Genomic DNA, 19,002 nt, shown 5'->3' on the forward strand with positions numbered 1-19,002 from the left:
TCCTGCATACGCCCCAGGAATGCTTTCCATCGGGTCACGGTTTCCTGCCTGCAAACTCGGCCGATGCGAAACTCAACTACCCGTGGGCTTCGAGCCCCTTGAGTACCCGTCATTTCATGCGTTAGAAGGGCCTCACCGCAATCAGCTGTTCACGCAGCCACTGATGTCCTAAATCTTCGTCAAAGCGCGGATGCCAACCGACCTGCAGCTGGAACGGATCGAATGCGAATGGGAGGTCGAAGCGGTCGATCATGTGATCAAAGCGGTGTAGGAAGCGCTCAGGCAACGTCGCCAGGCAGTTCGTGCGCTCAAGTATCGGTGGCACCGCTGTGTAGTACTGCACGGATACCGTGGTGTGTCGATAATGCCCCAGCTCTGCAAGAAAATCATCGATCCCACTGTGATAACTGCCATTGGTAGACACCAGCACATGCTCATAAGCGCAGTATTGCTCCAGCGTCATTGCAGCCGTGCCGCGAGGATGCCCTTTGCGTTGGGCCACCTGAAACCTGTCGTAGACCAGATCATGGGTGCGCAAACCAGGGGGCATGAAGGCTCGGGTGCCGATCACCAGGTCGATGCGGCCGCGAGCTGCAAGATCCAGGACCTCATCCCGGGGTATCTGGAGCATGGCCAATCTAATGCCTGCATACGACTGCTTCCGAATGCACTCGATGAGATCCAGTCCAATCGTCATCGCGGCATTGTCATTGAGGGCGATCGTGAAATCGCGCTTGGCCGTGCTGGGATCGAAAGCGTAGGGCGCCTCGACAAGATCCTCAAGCCGTGTCAGCAACTCATGCAGGGGTGATTTCAGCTGCGCTGCACGTGGCGTCAACCGCATACCTCGGCCGCGCTCGGCCGGCACCAGCAAAGGATCATCAAGCACCTGCCGCAAGCGGGCCAGTTGGGCTGAGAGTGCAGGCTGGCTGATGGCTAAGCGTCGTGCTGCACGAGTGACGTTGGCCTCTTCAAGCAGAACATCCAACGACACCAGTAGACCCATGTCGTGCTTCTTCATAACTTTAATCTATTGCTAGCTACTATCAAATATCAATTTTACAGATCCATTCCTGGCGCTGTCTAATCTCGCTGTACACCCTGCTACAGGAGAATAGTCATGCATACCTACGAAACAAAGCTTGCTTTGGCCAAGCAGTTTCATGCCGCACTGACCCGCCGCGACTGGCAGGCGATCCGTAAGCTTCTTACCGACGATGCCACCTGGGTTCTGCCCGGAGACAATCAGATCTCTGGTCCAGCGGTCGGTGCGGAAGCAGTCGTTGCCAGAGCTGAGCTAATTGCCAGCTTCGGCCTGAATTTCGAGCTCAAGCACATTCTGGTAAGCCGGGATAATGTCGCGCTCTCGCTGCATAACACTGCACGCCGGAATGACCTCGTACTGGACGAGCATCTGGCTACGGTCTGCACCTTGCGCGATGGCAAGATCGCTGCTATCGAGACCTACCTGTCCGACCTGCCGGGCATGAATGCCTTTTTTGCCAGGGACTGAAGGTTCGAGGTCAAGGCGACGCCCTCGGTCGAGAGTGGAGCTTGGCCGAGCTTGCCGATGCCCATGCCGTCATAGCCCGATCGGCGAACTCGGCCCGCCATTGCTATCGCGCCGAGTCAGGCCTGCGCTACCGGCTCCTAGGAAACCATCATGGCGTCGACTTGGTCACGTCAGCGCAGTTCACTTGCGCTACGGCCAAGACGACTATATGATTCGTATATGTCTCATATACGACTAGATACATGGGCATCGTGAACATCGACGACGATCTGCATGACCAACTGCGCAAGGCCAGCGCAGTATCGTGCCGGTCGATCAACGCACAGGCAGCCTTCTGGATCAGGATCGGCATGCTGTGTGAAATGAATCCAACGCAAAGCTTCAACGATATCGTTGCTCGTGAACTGCGGGCCGCGGGCGTTGTGGCGCAACCCATCAAGATGGGGGCGTCATGACCAAACGGCCAGAAGAAATCGCGCTGATGGCGGAGTCAGGCCAGCTTTTGGCACAGGTGTTCAGCCATCTTGATCGGCTGAATCTGATTGGCATGTCCACGATGCAGGTCAATGATCTGGTCGATGACCTCATCGTCCATGAATTCAACGCACGCCCGGCCAGCAAAGGGCAATACGGTTACGCCTACGCGCTAAACGCCTCCCGCAACCATGTGGTCTGCCACGGCGTTCCTTCCGCCGAGGACATCCTGCAGGACGGGGACATCGTCAATTTCGACATCACGCTGGAGAAGAATGGCTACATCGCCGATTCCAGCAAGACCTATCTGGTGGGCCAGGTGTCGCAGCCGGCACGGCGGCTCGTGCAAGTGGCTTATGAAGCGATGTGGAAAGGCATCCAGGCTGTCCGCCCAGGTGCCACGCTCGGCGACGTGGGCCACGCCATCGAGCGGCATGCCCGCAGGAATGGCTATTCAATCGTTAGGGAATACTGCGGGCACGGCATCGGCCGGGAGATGCACGAGCCGCCGCAGGTGTTGCATTGGGGCAAGCCGCGAACGGGGCTAGTACTGCGCGAAGGCATGGTTTTCACCATAGAGCCGATGGTGAACCAAGGACGACGTGCCATTCGAACTGAGGACGACGGCTGGACGGTCGTCACGCGCGACGGGCAACTGTCGGCTCAGTTCGAGCATACCGTTGCCGTCACCGGGAGCGGCGTGCGTGTCTTGACACTGCGCCCGGGCGAAAAAGCGTTGCACTGATCCAGTGTGGTAGCGATACGGACTTTCGCTCAGGACCTGACTTTGCCTTCGGATAAGAACACGCCGTTGCCGGCGTGCTCTCGGTGCGTGTCAAGGTAGTTGTCGCCTGATCTCATGCAGCTAATCGGTTACTTTCATGCTGTCGGCTTTGCCTCGGCGCGCCCGCATCGCGGTCGGGATTGAGGGTGACGGCGCCAACGCGGCTCCAGTTGCGGGTCGGTCCGGTCCAGCGCTGCGGATGGCGCTGGCGGGCAAGCTCGTATACCTATCTGCGTGCCTGCAACTGGACCTCATCCTGACCGGCATGGCGAACGGCCGGGGCCACGAAGCGCAGCCCGCTGTGCAGGTGCTCGTGGTTGTACCAGTGCACGAACTGCGCCGCCCATGTCCGTGCAACGCCCTTCGGGGGGCGAGCTTTTCGCCGCGTATTAGCTGCGAGGCGCTTCGATTGCGCACCGCCGCGATGTCCGCTTCACCCCTTCCCAGGCAGTGAACGGCAGAAATTCTCAATCAATGGAGTCAATGCATCCGGTGTTTCTAACATAGGCAAATGCCCTGCACCTGGTACTACGGTCATGACGGCTTGCGATACGCGAGGAAGTAATTCTTTCCTCAGTACCTCGGGCGAATCCACGCGATCCCGCTCGCCCGCAATAACAAGCGTAGGTACGTCGATGGCACCTACCTGTCCAGTGATGTCTTCCAAGCTGGTCGCTCTGGGCCAAGCTAGCTTAGCCGCTGGCGCGCCACGCAAGCTGTCCGCGATCACTTGTTCGCGATCCTCCGCTGACAGTGGGAGGGCCGTCAGCACGTTGTCGATAGTCGCCTCCACTGTTTCGCGATTTGCGTAGGCTCCTGCCATCATTTCGCGTGCCTCTTTCGGCAAGATCATTGGCGATGGCGGTGAAGGAGCGACGAGAACCAGCCCGGCCAGTCCGACAGGCCGCCGCGACGCCATAAGCTGAGCAACCTTGCCTCCCATAGAGTGACCGATCAGAACGTAGCGCTTCGGGTGCAGCGCTGCGATCACGCCCTCCGCATCGGCTGCAAGGTCTGCCAGCCCGTAGCCCATCGAAGGCGCGTCGGATCGACCCCAGCCGCGATGATCGAGAGCAAGCGTATGGAAGTTCGGCGCCAGCCCGGAGCAGACGTGCTTCCAAGTGCGGGACGAGCCGCCCCAGTAATGCAGAAAAACGAGTGACGGATCGCCTTGCCCTTGTTCCTCGACATGGATCTCTATGCCGTTCGATTCGACCTTCATTGGAACATCCTTTTGCTAAAGCCCACCGGGGATCGGCTGGCTACAGTGCTAGGCTAGACCCATTCCGTTCGGCCGATAATTGGCCTAGATTTATTACCACCTGATAATCAGGATATCGAATGAGGTGGTATGGATAGATTGCTCAGCATGGCGGTGTTCGTCTCCGCAGTCGAAGAAGGTAGCTTGGTAAGCGCCGCTCGACGGTTTGGCCTGTCACCCTCGATGGCGGGCAAGCACGTTTCCGCGATCGAGGAGCAGTTGAAAGTTCGGTTGCTTCAACGCAGTACGCGCAAGTTGACGCTAACGGATGTAGGAAGGTCCTACTACACGCGATGCAAGCGCTTACTGGAAGAATACGAGGACGCGAACCGCGAAGCCCAGGACGCGCAACAGAGTGTGCATGGTATTTTGCGCGTGGCTGCGCCGACAACCTTTGGGGCACTGCATCTTGGTCGTGTTGTATCGAGTTATCTGGCTGAATACCCCGATGTCTCGATCGAGACCACGCTGAGCGATCGCTATGTCGATCTACTGGCAGATGGCATCGACGTTGCTATCCGCATCGGCCGTCTGCAAGACTCCGACCTCGTTGCTCGGCGGCTCGCCTCGTGTCGCATGATGTTCTGCGCAGCGCCATCTTTTTTGGCACGACATGGCGAGCCGAAAACCGTCGAACAGCTCCGCCAGGCACCTCGGCTCGCTTTCTCCCAGGCAGTTTCAGCCGGAGACTGGAGCGTCACGGATGCTAACGGCCAGACCCATCACATTGATGGTGCGATCCGGCTCGCTGCAAACAACATGCAGATGCTGCTAGCGGCAGCGCTGACAGGGGCGGGAGTGGTCTACGGCCCCAGCTTCGTGTTCGAGCAGTCCATCGCCAGCGGTGCGCTTCGTGTCCTGCTGCCCGACCACAAAACAACTGATTTGGCGATTCATGCCATCTATCCGAGCAAGCGGCATGTGTCGTTGAAAGTTCGCCGCTTCATCGAGCATCTGAGCATGAGCTTCGGCGACATGCAGCCATGGGATCTCATGCATAGGAGCACTACGGCTTGAGGTTGCCCCTGAGCCCTGGAATGCATAGCCCCAGCCCTGAGAATGCCGGGCGTTGGACGCGCCCCAAACGTAACGTGGCAGTTGCCTTGCTCAAACAGCAGTCGAGCGCTTGTCTTCGTGGTGCATCCGCCGGCCTTGCCTCTATGCCGGCAGAAGCCCGGTTGCCCTGTAGCTCGTGATCAACGTATCGAAAAGACTTAAGTCGAAACGCCCACGTGCCATCAGCTGCGCTCCTGTGATTGCAGCATAGATGGCCTGCGCGCGTTCTTTCGCGATATTCGGATTGACAATCCCGGCGCTCGCCAAAACCTTAGCCAGCCATGTGATATGCACATCAGAGAATGTTCGAACTTCTTGCCTCACATTCTCGGGAAGGTCATCGTATTCAGCCGTCATGAAACTGCACAGGCAGATGCGGTTGTCGTTCTCCAGCGCCTTCCTGAACATATCGGGATATCTGCGCAAGCAATCTGTGGGGTCCGGAAACCGATTCAACAGTTCTTCCAATTGCGTCGCCGAATTGTTCCAGTATCGTCTGGCAACTGCAGCAGCAAGAGCCGCCTTGCTCGGGAAATGATGGTAAAGACTTGCAGGTTTGACACCGACTTCTTCGGCCAAGCGGCGAACGCTCAAGCCACCGTAACCGTGCGCCTGGGCGATTCGTGTTGCAATGGACAAGATCTTGTCACTGGAGTTCGTGTTTCTCTGACTCTCCACAGCCGTTGCCTTCGATTTGTTTGAGGATGTTCCGCGGCGGCATTTTTATTATTCAAACACCCGGTTGCAATGATCGTCGAACGGCCTATCTGCGAGCAAATGCGGGTTGGCTCTTTACGCTGGGGCGCATTTTCATCCTTTCGTACCATGCCAAGAGTGCCGTGCATTCGGCTGGTACTGTCAAGTCGACAATATCAGCGAATACCAGTCCGGCGATGACCGTAATGTCGGCCATGGAGAACGCGTCGCCGGCAACATAAGCTTGCTTGCGAAGCAAGTCGTCGAAATAATGCATGCCACGCAAGGCCTTGTCACGCTGCCTGAACCCCCATTCCGGGTTCTGGTATCGCTCCACCAGCGGACCCAGGCCCGGCGTCCCATGGTGGAAGTAAACACTGATGGCGTCGAGCAACTCGAGTTCGGCACGTTTGCTCATCATGTGAATCATCCCCTTCTCAAGCGCAGTGGAGCCCGTCAAGACAGGCTCCCCGACGAGCGTATCGAGATACTCTGTGATGGCAGTGCACTCGGCAATGCAAGTTCCATCCGCAAGCTCAAGTACCGGAACCGTGCCAGAGTAGTTTTTCCCCGCAATGAATTCTGGATCCTTGTGTTCCCCTTTACGCAGATCGACCATCACGAATTCCACGCGCGACTGGAGGCTCTTTTCCGCCAGAGCGATCCGGACACGGGTCGGATAGGGTCCTTTGGGGAAGTCATAGATCTTCATTGCTGGCTCACCATCAACCGCCATTGCAACAGTATTCATTTAAGGGCTCTCCACGCGACGATTTCGTATCAATGAGGCAGCAATTTCATGCTACCTAACGATCGTTAGGTGGAATGCTATTGGGTAGCAATGCCAATGTCAACTGTGCTTTGCCGTCGCAACTGCCGCTCAAGCCATGCAATCGTTTGCGCTCCTCCGTGATACCTCATTCGCTTCCGACCGCTGGGTTGCATGCTTGCGTGACCACGCGTACCAGGATGAGGGAGCGTCAACAAGATTGTGCGCATCACAAACGAAGCCTTGAAGTCCGTTGCCGCGGCTGTTGCTGGACTCTGGCGGCGCACCCTTGGCGAGGAGGGCTCAAGCGCGATCTCATCCAGCGCAGTCTGCTGCCGGAGATGGTGGAGTCGGCGTTGGCGATGGGGCATTGCAACAACGTCGATGTGTTATCTGCCGGCATCGGCCCCTGGATGACGACTGCATCCACATCGGCAACGCCGATTGAGCGCGTAATCGCCCTTGGCGTCACGATGACTCCCATAATGCTTATTGCTACCTTTTGATAGCGTTTCAACTCATCGTCAAATATTCTGCTATGAAATCAACGAACGCGCGCACTTTGGCGGACGACACCTCGCTGCGCTCCAGGTAGGTCGCGTAGATGTCAGCGTTGGGTAGCTTCCAGTCACCCAGCAATGGGATCAGTTCGCCCCGGGCCAGGTAGGGCGCGATTTCCCACGCTGAGCGGATGGCGATGCCATGGCCGTCCAGCGTCCAGCGCAGCACGGCGTTGCCATCGTTGCTCGATAGCACACTGTCGACTTTGACCGTCTCCGTGGACTTTCCGCGACGGAAATGCCAAGCGCCGTAGGCCGCATCGTTTTCCCGAACGATCAAGCAGGCGTGACGCACCAAATCATGCGGAACGGCCGGTCTGCCGTTCCGGGCGACATAGGCCGGCGAGGCGCATACAAGGCGGTGATTGCGCTGCAGCAACCTTGCGTTGATCCGGGTGCTGGGAGGATCGCCGAAGCGGATGCCGATGTCATAGCCGTGTTCGCGCAGGTTCAAGGGCTGGTCGGTCAATTGCAGTTGCACCCGTATGGCGGGATAGCGGGCAACGAACGCCGAAATGGCCGGTGCCACCCGTACACGACCGAAACCGTATGAGGCATTGACACGGAGCAGTCCGGCCGGTTCGGCATGGCCGCGGATCAGCACTTGCTCAAGTTCCTGCAATTCCCCGAGCAGGCGTGATCCCTCGGCCAGGTAGCGTTCGCCCTCCGGCGTGAGTGTCAGGCGTCGTGTCGTGCGATGGGTCAGGCGCACGCCGAGCCGCTTTTCCAAATGCGCCAGGCGCTTGCTGACCGCTGGCGGGGTGACGCCAAGTTCGCGCGCGGCCGCAGCCAAGCTGCGATGGCGCGCCACTAGGGTGAAAAGGCGGATGTCGGAGAACTCGGACATGATGCTCCAATTCGTTCTTATAAGTTATTAATTGAATAAATATAATTCAATAACGCCGTTCTGATGCAGGAATAGAATGGCCGTCGGAACATGGAGGCAAGGGATGTTCGAAGGCTTTTCCGACGTATCCGCCACGGTCGATGGCATCAAGATTCATGCGTTGATGGCCGGCGCCGGGCCGGCGCTGCTTCTGCTGCATGGACACCCTCAGACACACGCGATCTGGCACAAGGTGGCTCCGACGCTGGCGCGGCAATTCACGATTGTCGTTGCGGACCTGCGCGGCTATGGCGACAGCGGGAAGCCGCCAGGCGAGCCAGACCACGCCAACTATGCCAAGCGTCGGATGGCCTTGGACCAAGTGCGATTAATGCAGGCGCTGGGCCTGCCGACGTTCGCGGTGATCGGTCATGACCGGGGTGGTCGGGTCGCGGCGCGGATGGCGCTGGATCATCCAGATGTGGTATCCCGCCTGGTCACGCTGGATGTGGCACCCACGCTGGCGATGTACCAGCAGACCTCATTCGAATTCGCGCGCGCCTACTGGCACTGGTTCTTCCTCGTGCGACCGTCGCCTTTCCCAGAGACGTTGATCCGGGCCGACCCGGATCTCTACCTGAAGCAGACCATGGGAGCCCGCAGTGCCGGCCTGAAGCCTTTCGCGCCGGAGGCCTATGCTGCCTATCTGCGTTGCCTGTCCGATCCGGCAACCGCACATGGCATCTGCGAGGACTACCGTGCCTCGGTAGGTATCGACCTCGAACACGATCAGGCCGATCTTGCCGCGGGCAAGCAGATCCAATGTCCCTTCCTGGCATTGTGGGGACGCGATGGCGTGATCGAACGGTGCTTCGACCCTCTGGCCGAGTGGCGCCGCTGGAATCCCGGCGTAAAGGGTATGGCGCTGCCCTGCGGCCACTACATCCCGGAGGAAGCACCCGAGGTGTTGCTCGATCACGTCCTCGCCTTCCTGCCTTCATGAATGTCCTCGAGCCTGCCCATGCCAGCGACGACGCTTTACCGAAAACTGGTCGATTCGCACACCGTCGAACGCCTGGATGTCGACAACGTGCTGCTATATGTCGACCTGCACATCATGAACGAATACACCAGCCCACAAGCTTTTGCAGGACTGGCGCAACGTGGATTGCGGGTGCGGCGCCCACACCAGCAAATGGGCGTGGTCGATCACGTCATCCCCACGCGCCCGGTGCCGATCGCGGCGCGTACGATCGACATCGCCCCCGCCGCACGGCAAGCGGCGAACTTTGCCGCCAACTGCGCTGAGCAGGGGATCGAGCTGTTCGACGTGCGTGATCCGATGCAAGGAATCGAGCATGTCGTCGCGCCGGAACTTGGCCTGATCCGTCCCGGCATGGTCGTGTTGTGCGGCGACAGCCATACCACGACCTACGGTGCCCTCGGGGCACTCGGGTTCGGGATCGGCACGTCGGAAGTGGAGCATGTGCTTGCCACGCAGACTCTGGTGTATCGCGTGGCCAAGGACATGCGAATCCAAGTCGATGGTCGACTGCCTCTGGGGACGACGTCCAAGGACCTGATCTTGCACATCATCGCCAAGATCGGAGCACAAGGCGCGCGTGGCTATGCGGTCGAGTATGTCGGCGAAGCTATCGCCGCACTGTCCGCCGAGGCGCGCATGACCTTGTGCAACATGACCGTGGAAGCCGGTGCCCGCGCGGCGCTGATCGCGCCTGACGCGATCACATCCGACTACGTGTCCGAGCGGATCTGCGATATGGACGACGCTGCGCTGGCGGCCGCGCACACGGCATGGAAGCAACTCCGCACGGACGCATCGGCGCGTTTCGATGCCGAGCATCGATTCGATGCTTCCGAGGTCGCTCCCTATGTCACCTGGGGTACCAGTCCCGACCAGGCGGTGCCGGTAGACGGCACCGTGCCGCCGTTGAGCGATGCCGCGGGTGACATCGAGAGGGCGACTTGGCGTAAGGCACTGGATTACATCGGCTTGGCGCCCGGCACGCCGATCGAAGGTATTCCGATCGACCGCGTGTTCATCGGTTCGTGTACCAACGCCCGCATCGAAGACCTGCGCGAGGCAGCTCGGGTGGTGCGGGGGCGCAAGGTTGCCCCGGGCGTGCGGGCGATGGTGGTGCCTGGCTCCGGGCTGGTCCGTGACCAGGCCGAACGCGAAGGGACCGCACAGGTGCTGGTCGAGGCGGGATTCGAATGGCGGCAACCGGGCTGTTCGATGTGCCTGGCGATGAACGACGACGTACTCGCGCCGGGCGAGCGGTGCGCCTCCACGACCAATCGCAACTTCGAGGGCCGTCAGGGCCGGGGCAGCCGCACGCATCTGATGAGTCCGGCCATGGCTGCCGCTGCCGCGATTACCGGACGCATCGTGGACATTCGCAAGGAGTTCCGCGCATGAGCGAAACGCACCGTATCACAGGCGTGGCGGCGCCATTGCCAATCGGCAACCTGGACACCGACCAGATCATGCCCAAGCAGTTCCTGCTGGGGATCGACAAGAGCGGATTGGCAGACGGACTGCTGCATGACCTGCGTTTCGACACCGAAGGGCGGCTTCGCCCGGACTTCGTGCTCAACCGTCCGGAATATCGCGGCGCGCGCATTCTGTTGGGCGGGGCGAACTTCGGCTGCGGATCGAGCCGGGAGCACGCGGTATGGGGATTGCAGCAGGCCGGGTTCGATGCTGTCGTCGCGCCGAGTTACGGAGAGATCTTCTATTTCAATGCGATGAACAATCGCCTGCTGCTTGTCACCTTGCCGCCGGAGCAGGTCCAGGCGTTGATGGACAGCGTGGCGCATGGCCAGGAAAAGCGCCTGACCATCGACGTGGAGAAGCAAATCGTTTCCACGCCGCAGGGCGATGAATATCCCTTCGATTTGCAACCCAGGCAGAAGCGGATGCTGGTCGATGGCTTGGACATGATCGGCATGACCTTGCGCGATGCAGCAGCCATCGACCGGTTCGAAGCTGAGCATTGGCAGGTATCTCCTTGGTGCAGGATCGACCTCACCCAGGTGCGGGAAAGATAAAACGGTACGCCTCCCAGGTCGCACGAGCGGCCGCCAGCTCAACGTCCCGCGCACATTGGAAGTGACATTCCTCTTCAGCAGTGATGACGGCTCGCCCAAACCTCCGGTGAAGTGCTATATTAGGAAGCGATCGATTCCATATAATGGCCAGCATGGTTGTCCAATCTTCCTCATCGCCTCCACGCAGCCGGGGCCGTCCCCGCGAATTCGACGCCGACAAGGTGCTTGACCAAGCGGTACGCGTCTTTAGCGAGCGCGGCTATGCCGGTACGTCTATCACCGACCTGACCCGCGCCATGCGGCTGGCCCAGGGTAGCCTCTACAAAGCGTTCAAGGACAAGCAATCGCTTTTCCTGGCGGCGTTGGATCGTTACCGCGCCCAGCGAACGCAAAATCTGCGCCGGACCATTGACGACGGCGGCACAGGCCTAGAGCGCCTGCGCGCCGCGCTGACCTTCTACGCCGAATCCGCCCACGGCGCCACAGGACGGCAAGGCTGTCTGGTCGTCGCCAGTACGGTGGAGCTTTCGACGTTCGACCAATCTGTAGGTGATCGGGTCGCCGCTGCGCTGGCCTGCAACGAGGCCATGCTGGCTCACCTGATCCGCCAAGGGCAGGCGGACGGCTCGATCAAGAACCATGTCGATGCCGAAGTCACGGCGCAGATGCTGCTATGCCTGACGCAAGGCATGCGAGTGGTCGGTAAGACCGGGCGCAGCCGTGCACAGATGCAGGCCGTCGTGGCGACCGCGCTCAAGGCGCTGGCCTGATTTTTTTGCCAATTTAGGAAACGATCAATTCCTATTGAATCAGAGAGAAACTTCATGAAGATCGCTTTTCGAAAGCCTCGCGCACGGCGAGAGCCATCTGTACTGGGCAGCGTTATCGCGCAGCCCAGTGCGCCGGGCCGGACAGACGTGACGGGGGAAGACCATGCCCCAACTGCATCGGCAGGCCTGACGCTGCTGCTGGCAGTGGCCTGCGGCCTGGCCGCCGCCAATTTGTACTACGTGCAGCCGCTGGCCGGCCCGATCGCCGTGGCGCTGGGACTGTCGCCGCAGGCAGCCGGCCTGAGCGTGACACTCACCCAGCTTGGCTACGGGCTGGGCCTGCTGTTGCTCGTGCCGCTCGGCGACCTGATCGAGAACCGCCGGCTTACGCTTGGTTTGCTGGGGCTGGCGGCAATGGCACTGCTGGGTGCAGCGCTGGCACGCCAGCCATTGCCGTTCTTGGCGGCGGCGCTGGGCATCGGCCTGGGCACTGTAGCTGTGCAGGTGCTGGTGCCCTATGCTGCGCACCTGGCGCCCGAAGCGTCGCGCGGCCGGGCAGTGGGCAACGTGATGAGCGGACTGATGCTCGGCATCATGCTGGCGAGGCCGGTCGCCAGTTTCATCGCTGATCTGGCCTCGTGGCATGCCATGTTCCTGCTGGCGGCAGCCGCTATGCTGGTGCTGATCGTAGTGTTGGCCCGCACGCTGCCGGCTCGCCAGCCCAGCCTCGGCCTGCGCTACGGTGGCCTGCTCGCTTCCATGGGACATCTGCTGCGCGATACCCCGGTGCTGCGCCGACGCGCACTCTACCATGCCGCGCTGTTCGCGGCGTTCAGCGTGTTCTGGACGACAGTGCCGCTACTGCTGGCCGGCCCGGCGTTCGGGCTGTCGCAAAGCGGCATCGCGCTGTTCTCTTTGGCAGGGGCCGCAGGCGCGGTCGCCACGCCACTGGCCGGGCGCATTGCCGACCTGGGTCACAGCCACAGGGCCACCGCACTGGCGATGGGCATGGTGGCGCTGGCGTTCCCCTTGACGCACCTAGCGCAACCCGGTTCCGGCTGGGCGCTGGGCCTGCTGATGCTAGCCGCAATCGTGCTGGATTTTGGCGTCGCGGCCAATCTGACGCTGGGTCAGCGCGCCATCTTCACGCTGGACGCGAACATGCGTGGTCGACTCAATGGCCTCTATATGGCGGCGTTCTTCCTGGGCGGCTCGCTCGGCTCGGCGTTTGGTGCATGGGCCTATGCCCACGGCGGCTGGACGTGGACCTCCGGTCTGGGTGCCGCACTGCCGGTGGCGGCCCTGGCGTATTGGACGACGGAGAAACGTCTGGGGCGATTCCAACAAGTCACAACCAACGGAGCATGTCGATAACGACGATTGCATGGAACGGCTTCATGAAGATGACATTGCGCGTGGTCCGCAATCATCAAGGCTCAGGCGTTGCCGAAGCACGCAAGTCGGCCTATAAACTGCTGATGGATTTCGGCCAGGAGGTCGGGCAGCGCAAGTCCAGCCCGCAGATCGCCGGGCTCTACACGCCGGACAGACTGGTAGATAGTTGGTGGTGGTGGTCAATTTTCCACCCAAGCAGATCGGGCTGATCACATTGGAGTGCCTAGTGACAGGTATTCACTAGCCCACGACGCAGGTCAATGATCTTGGTCGATGGCCCCATCGTCCATGAACTCAAAGCGTGTCCGGCCAGTAAAGGACAGTACGGGTACGTCTACGCGCTCAACGCCTCCCGCAACCATGTGGTTTGCCACGGTGTTCCTTTCTCCGAGGACATCCTGCAGGACGGGGACATCGTCTAGGCCCAAGTCGCAAAAGCCAAATGCGTGGTTGTTGTCATCGCCGATATCAATCTCAGTCAGCAATCAAGCCACATCGGCGTCCGATGTGAACAGCTTGGGCCACGGGGCCGGATCGGCTCATACCCATCCACTGCACACAGTCAGCCTATGGCAAGCGCGCAGGTCCGATCAGCGAGTCGGGGCGGACAGGGATGGCGAAAACGGGGCGAGGTCGTCTCCGCTTTGTTTGTCGCGTCGAGGCCTGGTTTCGGTTCGACTGTCACCGGATTGGCTTCCCTCCGGTGTTGTCTCATGGACTCTCGCGCTGTTCCTCATGCCGCTCGCGCTCGCCCAGCATGGTTTGCTGCGGGCATTGCCTTTCTGGCGCTGGCGACGCGCGCCGCCGCTGCGGAAGTATGGCTCGTCACTGACTCGCATCATCCGGTCCTTGGCCAGGCTGACCGACACGTCGTCCTGGACGCGGGCGCGGTGCTCGAAGCGGAACTGGCCGCCAACTTGCCCACCGATCAAGAACGCGCCAGCGCCATCGTCCAGCAACGCCTGAAGCTGGGCGGTGCAGACATGCAGCGCCGGATCGGCATCGCTTACCAGGGCATCGTCGATGCCTGGAGCCTTGGCGTCACCAAAGTTCCGGCCATCGTGGTGGATCGCCGATACGTGGTCTATGGCGAGACGGACGTGGCCCGTGCGGTTGCCCGCATCGACCAATACCGGAGGACGCAGCCGTGACGAGGCGTCTGTCCGCGCCATCGCGACGCCAGCGGTTGGCCATCGCAGCGCTGCTGCTGGGGTGTTCCGCATCGTCCTTCGCACTGAACACTGCCACTATCGTGGCCTCCACTCTGTCGCCGGATTGCCTGGAATACCGCGTCACCGGCATCTGCTACTGGCTCTATTGCACCTGGACGGGCTGCACCGTGCGCACCTCGGTCAAGGTGCGCCACTACATCCCCGATGCTGTGGTGTCGAGCTACTCGAACACCGGCGAGAACCCCTGGGTCGAGGTGCGGGCGATGATCCTGCCGAACCCGACCGCGAAGGCCGGCGGCGACGGCACCACCAACGAGGATCACGAGAACAACCTGGCGAAGTTCAAGAACGCCGACGTCATCGGCCATCCCGGTGGCCATGTGTTCAGCCAGTTCGCCAGCGCGTCCGGCTACACCTGCGAGGGCGCCGGCACCGCCTTCATGCCCTATCTGCTGAGCACGCTCGACACGCTGGCATGGCGCTACAACATCCCCGAGGCGCTGTATCCGGAAGCACTGATTCCCGGCCGGCGCGAGATCGGCACGCGTACGGACATGAATCTCTGGGGCAACGTCTATCCGCGAGGCGGCTTCCTGCATCAGGTCGATGACCACAAGGCCGCAGCCGTGGTCGCCCAGCGCGCGGGTGACATCGTGACGCGCCGCAACCAGATCCACGTGTACCAGCCGCTGCTCGCCAGTTCGCGCGATGGCTACTGGCCAGCCGGCGCCCTGATGGAAACCGATGCCGCCACGGGCAAGTGGCAGGAGCTGACCCCCACGCTGTCCAGCAGTTGCGCGGTATTCCCCCACGGCAATGCCAAGGTGCAGGCCCGGCAAGGCGACTACGCCTGGGCATTGTGGCGTCCTTATAGCTGCTGCCAGCGCCGCGGCCAGATATTCCTCGGCAGCGTCGATTTCCTGTGAGGCCCGATGCCATGACGAATTCATTTCCGAACGCCCGTCGATTTCTGCACGTCGCATTGGCCGTTGTCGCAGCGCTGTGCTGCTCCAGCGCCGGGGCACAGACCAGCGTCAACGAGTACGGCGTCCAGCATCAGGGCAGCGTGATCGGCGATGACGTGCTCTACAGCATTGGAGGCGGCCGCGCGGTGTCCATGAGCGGTGCGGCCAACATGCACTCCATCGGTGTTGGCGTCGGCTGGAACAGCAACCTGATCTGTGGCGACATGAGCATCACCACCACGCTGCAGAACCAGTTGAACGGCATCACCAACGGCTTCCAGGCCATCATGTCCTCGGTGATCCAGAACGCCACCGCTGCCGTGGCGTCGCTGCCCGCGTTGATCATCCAGCGCGCCGATCCAGGGCTGTACAACCTGCTGACCAATGGGGTGCTGCAAGCCAGGCTGGATTTCGATCGCAGCAAGCTGACCTGCCGTGCCATCGCCAACCGCATGGCCGACATGGCGGGTGGGCAACTCGGTTGGGACCAACTCGCCGAAGGCATGGCGCTGAAGCAGGCCGTCGCGAGCACCGATGCGGTCTCGGCGATCGACGACGCCGAGGCGAACCGTGGCAACAATGGCGTTCCGTGGGTCGGCGGAGACAACGCCGGCGGCGCGGGCCAACGTCCGGTGCGCGTGGTCGGCGACGTGACCCGCGCCGGCTACAACCTGCTCAACGGCCGTGGCGTCGGCGACACCAGTTCGATTCCGCAAGCCAGTTGCGGCGGCAACCTGGCATGCCAGACCTGGAGTTCGCCCGATGCCGCCGCGGCCTGGGCAGTTCGCGTGCTGGGCGAGCAGGAGCAGCGCACCTGCGACGCATGCACCAAGACCGTCACCACGCCGGGCGTTGGCCTGACCCCACTGATCCAGGAGGAATACGAGGACAAGCTGCAGGCCCTGCAGGAACTGGTCGCCGGCAGCCGTCCAACCACGGCGCAGAACCTGCAGGCTGCGAGCAGCGCGTCGCTGCCCATCACCCGTGGCGTGGTCGAGGCCCTTCGCGACGAGACGGACCAGGACATCCTGGCTCGGCGCCTGGCCTCGGAGGTCGCGCTGGCCAGCGTGCTGGAGAAGGCACTGCTGCTGCAACGCACGCTGCTGACCGGGCGCAAGGAGCCCAACGTGGCCGCCAACGAACTGGCCCAGAAGGCCGTCACCCACGAAAGCGACATCCTCGATCGCGAGATTCACAACCTGAAGGCGGAGCTGGAACTGCGCCGCGAACTGGCCAGCAACTCGCCGATGGCGATCATCCAGCGCCACAGCACCCGTGCCGCCGGTGCGCGTGGCATCTACGAGGGCGACCCGGTACGCAATCGGATCGATGAACTGCAGCGGCCGCCGTCCGGCGGAAGCCATCCATGAATACCGTGGGGCGGTGCCTGCGCTGGCTGTCCAGCCGGCGTGCCATCCTGGTGCTGGTATGGGCGGTGTCGCTGCTGATCGCCGCGACCGCCGTCAATGTGGTCGGCATCCGCATCGCGGGCGGCATCGAGGGCTGGCAGCGCTGGATGGCGGCGCAATCCGGGGCCCTCCTGGCCTGGCGGTTGTTGCTGTACGCCGTCACCGCCTGGGGTTGGCTCTGGATGCACCATCGCCTGCGCGCGCGGGAACCGGAGCGCGCTGCCGGGCAGCGGCTGCTGCGCGCGGAGGTTGCGGCCATCGTCGCCGTGATCGTGCTGGAAGCCAGCTTGCTGATGCAGGCACGGTAGCGCAGGGTTCGCCATGACGCTGTTCACGACCGACTACCTGGAGTACTACCTGACGCTGGTGTCCTGGGTGGTCCACAACGGCATCTGGTCGGTGCTGGTCGCCAGCGGCATGTTCGCCGTCCCGTTCCTGGCGATCGTCATCCAGGAATGGCTGAAGGCCCGCGCGGAAGGCGCGGACGAGGGCAACAAGGGCGTGCTGTCCTCGGCTCGCATCGAGAACCGCGTCTTCGTCGCCATCGTGGTGATCATGTTCGCGGGCATCCCCTTCATCGACGTCGATCTCAACACCATCAAGTACGACCGTTCGCGTTCGACCCAATGCCAAGTGAATGTCCCAGAGCCGACCGATACGGGCTGGTCGCAATCGTTCAGCACGATCAACAACCAGTCGGCCAAGGTGCCGGTGTGGTGGTTCGCCATGCACGAGATCTCGCGCGCGATCACCGGCGCCTCTGTCGCGGCCATTCCCTGCGGCACCGACCTGCGGCAGATCCGCATGGACATCGACGCGACCCGCATCGACGACCCGGTGCTGGCCCAGGAGGTCAGCGACTTCACCCGCGACTGCTATGGCCCCGCCCGCGCCAAGCTGTTCATGACCCGGCCCAGCCTGAGCGAGGAGCAGATGCACGACGTCACCTGGATCGGCTCCAGCTACTTCGTCGGCACTGCCGGCTTCTACGACAGCTACCGCTCCAGGACACCGCGCGATGCCTGGCCGTTCGACGCCACGCGCGACGCCGGCCTGGCCCAAGTGCCCGGCGGAGGCGGCTACCCGACCTGCCGGCAGTGGTGGTCCGACGGCGGCCACGGCCTGCGGGCACGATTGCTGGCCCAGGTCGATCCCAACCTGCTGGCGCGACTGGCCGGCTGGGCGGGCTTCCTGAGCCAGGCCGAGGTCAACGACTCGGTGATCCGCGCCGTCGCCAGCCCTCGCCAGCAGAAGCTCAACCAGGGGGCGGTCTACACCGACTACGGTGGCCAGATCGACATGACGCTGCCCAACATCGTCACCCGCGCTGCTAGCGACGTGGGGCTGACCGTCGGATCACTGGGCTATTTCCCGGCGATGGACGTGGTGCGGCAGGCGCTGCCGATGGTGCTGTCCCTGCTCAAGATGGCGCTGGTCATCTGCATCCCGCTGGTGCTGCTGATCGGCACCTATGACCTCAAGACCGTGGTCACGGTGAGCGTGGTGCAGTTCGCGCTGTTCTTCACCGAATTCTGGTTTCAGCTCGCCCGCTGGATCGACTCGACGATCCTCGATGCGCTCTACGGCTGGGGGTGGGGCTGGAACCGGCCGCACACGAACTTCGATCCGCTGGTGGGCCTCAACAACACCTTCGGAGACATGCTGCTAAACTTCGTGATGGCCACGATGTTCCTGGTGCTCCCGGCATTCTGGATTGGCGCATTGACTTGGGCTGGGATTCGGGCCGGAACTGTCGCAAATGCTTTCTCGGCAGGCACCAAGGACGCGGGCAACGCAGGCGGCAAGGGGCCAGGCGTCATGTCGAGGAAGCTGAAATGACTCAGCGATGAACGGCTTCAATCGTCTTCGCTGTACATCTCGTGAGAGGTGTCGTTGTAAAGGTTTGGATCGTAGCCAGGCGTTTGACGTAGTTCATCCAGACTCGCAGGAAATTGCAGGTCAAAATCGTCGTCGCCCCCCGACGTCTGCTCCGCCATCCTTGCTGCCACAGCGAGAGCGACCAGCATCAGCGCCACCCAGAATGCGACGTACAGCAACACCCCGAGGATCGCCAGCTTGACCACCCAGATCAGCACCCTTGCACCGCCTGCCGGCAGTCCCTGCGCCATCAGCCATCGATGCACTCGACGCTCCGCGCGCAGGTAACCACCCCATACGCTGCCCAGCCAGCGGCCGAGTCGCGCTGCAGTGGTCATGCCTGCGGTCTGCTTCATGGTGGCTACCTCATGGTCGTTCCACGGCCGCTGGGCAAGGCGGTGC

General features: G+C 61.8%; 21 protein-coding genes and 1 pseudogene. 16 read left to right on the forward strand and 6 right to left on the reverse strand.

What is annotated here, in order from left to right; all coding sequences use genetic code 11:
- Positions 1-121: 121 nt before the first annotated feature.
- Positions 122-1,021 (reverse strand): LysR family transcriptional regulator, encoded by a 900-nt coding sequence (locus BST28156_RS21555; RefSeq protein WP_012492791.1) that lies wholly within the window; start codon positions 1,019-1,021, stop codon positions 122-124.
- 99 nt (positions 1,022-1,120) lie between these two features.
- Here BST28156_RS21555 and BST28156_RS21560 point away from each other — a divergent pair, with 99 nt between their 5' ends.
- From BST28156_RS21560 to map, 3 genes are all read left to right on the forward strand, one after another.
- On the forward strand, positions 1,121-1,513 hold the full coding sequence (locus BST28156_RS21560) for a nuclear transport factor 2 family protein (protein WP_001554375.1): 393 nt from the start codon (positions 1,121-1,123) through the stop codon (positions 1,511-1,513).
- Between the two features lie 242 nt (positions 1,514-1,755).
- Positions 1,756-1,968, forward strand: a complete 213-nt coding sequence (locus tag BST28156_RS21565) for a ParD-like family protein (RefSeq protein ID WP_001554376.1) — start codon at positions 1,756-1,758, stop codon at positions 1,966-1,968.
- Positions 1,965-2,732: a type I methionyl aminopeptidase gene (map, locus tag BST28156_RS21570; protein WP_006486504.1), complete on the forward strand. Its 768-nt coding sequence runs from the start codon at positions 1,965-1,967 to the stop codon at positions 2,730-2,732. The genes BST28156_RS21565 and map overlap by 4 nt, the downstream gene beginning before the upstream one ends.
- 472 nt (positions 2,733-3,204) lie before the next feature.
- Here the strand turns inward: map and BST28156_RS21575 are convergent, their stop codons facing one another.
- Positions 3,205-3,993, reverse strand: a complete 789-nt coding sequence (locus BST28156_RS21575) for an alpha/beta fold hydrolase (RefSeq protein WP_006486497.1) — start codon at positions 3,991-3,993, stop codon at positions 3,205-3,207.
- A gap of 129 nt (positions 3,994-4,122) precedes the next feature.
- Between BST28156_RS21575 and BST28156_RS21580 the strand changes: the two genes are divergently transcribed.
- Positions 4,123-5,049: a LysR family transcriptional regulator gene (locus tag BST28156_RS21580; RefSeq protein ID WP_006489014.1), complete on the forward strand. Its 927-nt coding sequence runs from the start codon at positions 4,123-4,125 to the stop codon at positions 5,047-5,049.
- A 141-nt stretch (positions 5,050-5,190) separates the two neighbouring features.
- On the opposite strand, the gene BST28156_RS21585 is transcribed toward BST28156_RS21580, so the two are convergent.
- From BST28156_RS21585 to BST28156_RS21595, 3 genes are all read right to left on the reverse strand, one after another.
- Positions 5,191-5,766, reverse strand: coding sequence for a TetR/AcrR family transcriptional regulator (locus BST28156_RS21585; RefSeq protein ID WP_006489025.1), 576 nt, complete (start codon positions 5,764-5,766; stop codon positions 5,191-5,193).
- A gap of 85 nt (positions 5,767-5,851) precedes the next feature.
- Positions 5,852-6,535 (reverse strand): glutathione S-transferase, encoded by a 684-nt coding sequence (locus BST28156_RS21590; RefSeq protein WP_006489007.1) that lies wholly within the window; start codon positions 6,533-6,535, stop codon positions 5,852-5,854.
- A 531-nt stretch (positions 6,536-7,066) separates the two neighbouring features.
- Positions 7,067-7,960, reverse strand: a complete 894-nt coding sequence (locus tag BST28156_RS21595; protein ID WP_006489030.1) for a LysR family transcriptional regulator — start codon at positions 7,958-7,960, stop codon at positions 7,067-7,069.
- A 103-nt stretch (positions 7,961-8,063) separates the two neighbouring features.
- Here BST28156_RS21595 and BST28156_RS21600 point away from each other — a divergent pair, with 103 nt between their 5' ends.
- The 12 genes and pseudogenes from BST28156_RS21600 to BST28156_RS21655 all read left to right on the forward strand — a co-directional run bounded on the left by BST28156_RS21600 (position 8,064) and on the right by BST28156_RS21655 (position 18,561).
- Positions 8,064-8,942: an alpha/beta fold hydrolase gene (locus BST28156_RS21600; RefSeq protein ID WP_012492794.1), complete on the forward strand. Its 879-nt coding sequence runs from the start codon at positions 8,064-8,066 to the stop codon at positions 8,940-8,942.
- Positions 8,943-8,960: 18 nt separating this feature from the next.
- Positions 8,961-10,379: a 3-isopropylmalate dehydratase large subunit gene (gene leuC / locus BST28156_RS21605; RefSeq protein ID WP_006489039.1), complete on the forward strand. Its 1,419-nt coding sequence runs from the start codon at positions 8,961-8,963 to the stop codon at positions 10,377-10,379.
- The gene (leuD, locus tag BST28156_RS21610; RefSeq protein WP_006489026.1) at positions 10,376-11,011 is read left to right on the forward strand and encodes a 3-isopropylmalate dehydratase small subunit; all 636 of its coding nucleotides are present in this window, start codon (positions 10,376-10,378) and stop codon (positions 11,009-11,011) included. The genes leuC and leuD overlap by 4 nt, the downstream gene beginning before the upstream one ends.
- Before the next feature lie 143 nt (positions 11,012-11,154).
- Positions 11,155-11,781: a TetR/AcrR family transcriptional regulator gene (locus tag BST28156_RS21615; protein WP_006489013.1), complete on the forward strand. Its 627-nt coding sequence runs from the start codon at positions 11,155-11,157 to the stop codon at positions 11,779-11,781.
- 54 nt (positions 11,782-11,835) lie between these two features.
- On the forward strand, positions 11,836-13,155 hold the full coding sequence (locus BST28156_RS21620; RefSeq protein WP_006489044.1) for an MFS transporter: 1,320 nt from the start codon (positions 11,836-11,838) through the stop codon (positions 13,153-13,155).
- 23 nt (positions 13,156-13,178) lie between these two features.
- Positions 13,179-13,385, forward strand: a complete 207-nt coding sequence (locus tag BST28156_RS21625; protein ID WP_006489029.1) for a hypothetical protein — start codon at positions 13,179-13,181, stop codon at positions 13,383-13,385.
- Positions 13,386-13,423: 38 nt separating this feature from the next.
- A pseudogene (locus BST28156_RS21630) lies at positions 13,424-13,595 on the forward strand (type I methionyl aminopeptidase); the annotation flags it as partial.
- Positions 13,596-13,889: 294 nt separating this feature from the next.
- On the forward strand, positions 13,890-14,327 hold the full coding sequence (locus tag BST28156_RS21635; protein ID WP_012492797.1) for a TIGR03757 family integrating conjugative element protein: 438 nt from the start codon (positions 13,890-13,892) through the stop codon (positions 14,325-14,327).
- Between the two features lie 35 nt (positions 14,328-14,362).
- Positions 14,363-15,274 carry a TIGR03756 family integrating conjugative element protein gene (locus BST28156_RS21640; RefSeq protein ID WP_437124604.1) on the forward strand — a complete coding sequence of 304 codons (912 nt, stop codon included), beginning with the start codon at positions 14,363-14,365 and terminating at the stop codon, positions 15,272-15,274.
- Between the two features lie 11 nt (positions 15,275-15,285).
- On the forward strand, positions 15,286-16,683 hold the full coding sequence (locus BST28156_RS21645) for an integrating conjugative element protein (RefSeq protein WP_006488999.1): 1,398 nt from the start codon (positions 15,286-15,288) through the stop codon (positions 16,681-16,683).
- Positions 16,680-17,030 carry a hypothetical protein gene (locus BST28156_RS21650; protein ID WP_012492798.1) on the forward strand — a complete coding sequence of 117 codons (351 nt, stop codon included), beginning with the start codon at positions 16,680-16,682 and terminating at the stop codon, positions 17,028-17,030. The genes BST28156_RS21645 and BST28156_RS21650 overlap by 4 nt, the downstream gene beginning before the upstream one ends.
- Before the next feature lie 13 nt (positions 17,031-17,043).
- Positions 17,044-18,561 carry a conjugal transfer protein TraG N-terminal domain-containing protein gene (locus BST28156_RS21655; protein ID WP_006489021.1) on the forward strand — a complete coding sequence of 506 codons (1,518 nt, stop codon included), beginning with the start codon at positions 17,044-17,046 and terminating at the stop codon, positions 18,559-18,561.
- A gap of 17 nt (positions 18,562-18,578) precedes the next feature.
- Here BST28156_RS21655 and BST28156_RS21660 read toward each other — a convergent pair whose 3' ends face one another.
- Complete coding sequence (locus tag BST28156_RS21660) at positions 18,579-18,956, reverse strand: DUF3742 family protein (protein WP_006489024.1); 378 nt, start codon at positions 18,954-18,956, stop codon at positions 18,579-18,581.
- Between the last annotated feature and the right edge of the window lie 46 nt (positions 18,957-19,002).

The organism is Burkholderia pseudomultivorans (assembly GCF_902499075.1).
Taxonomy (GTDB): domain Bacteria; phylum Pseudomonadota; class Gammaproteobacteria; order Burkholderiales; family Burkholderiaceae; genus Burkholderia; species Burkholderia pseudomultivorans.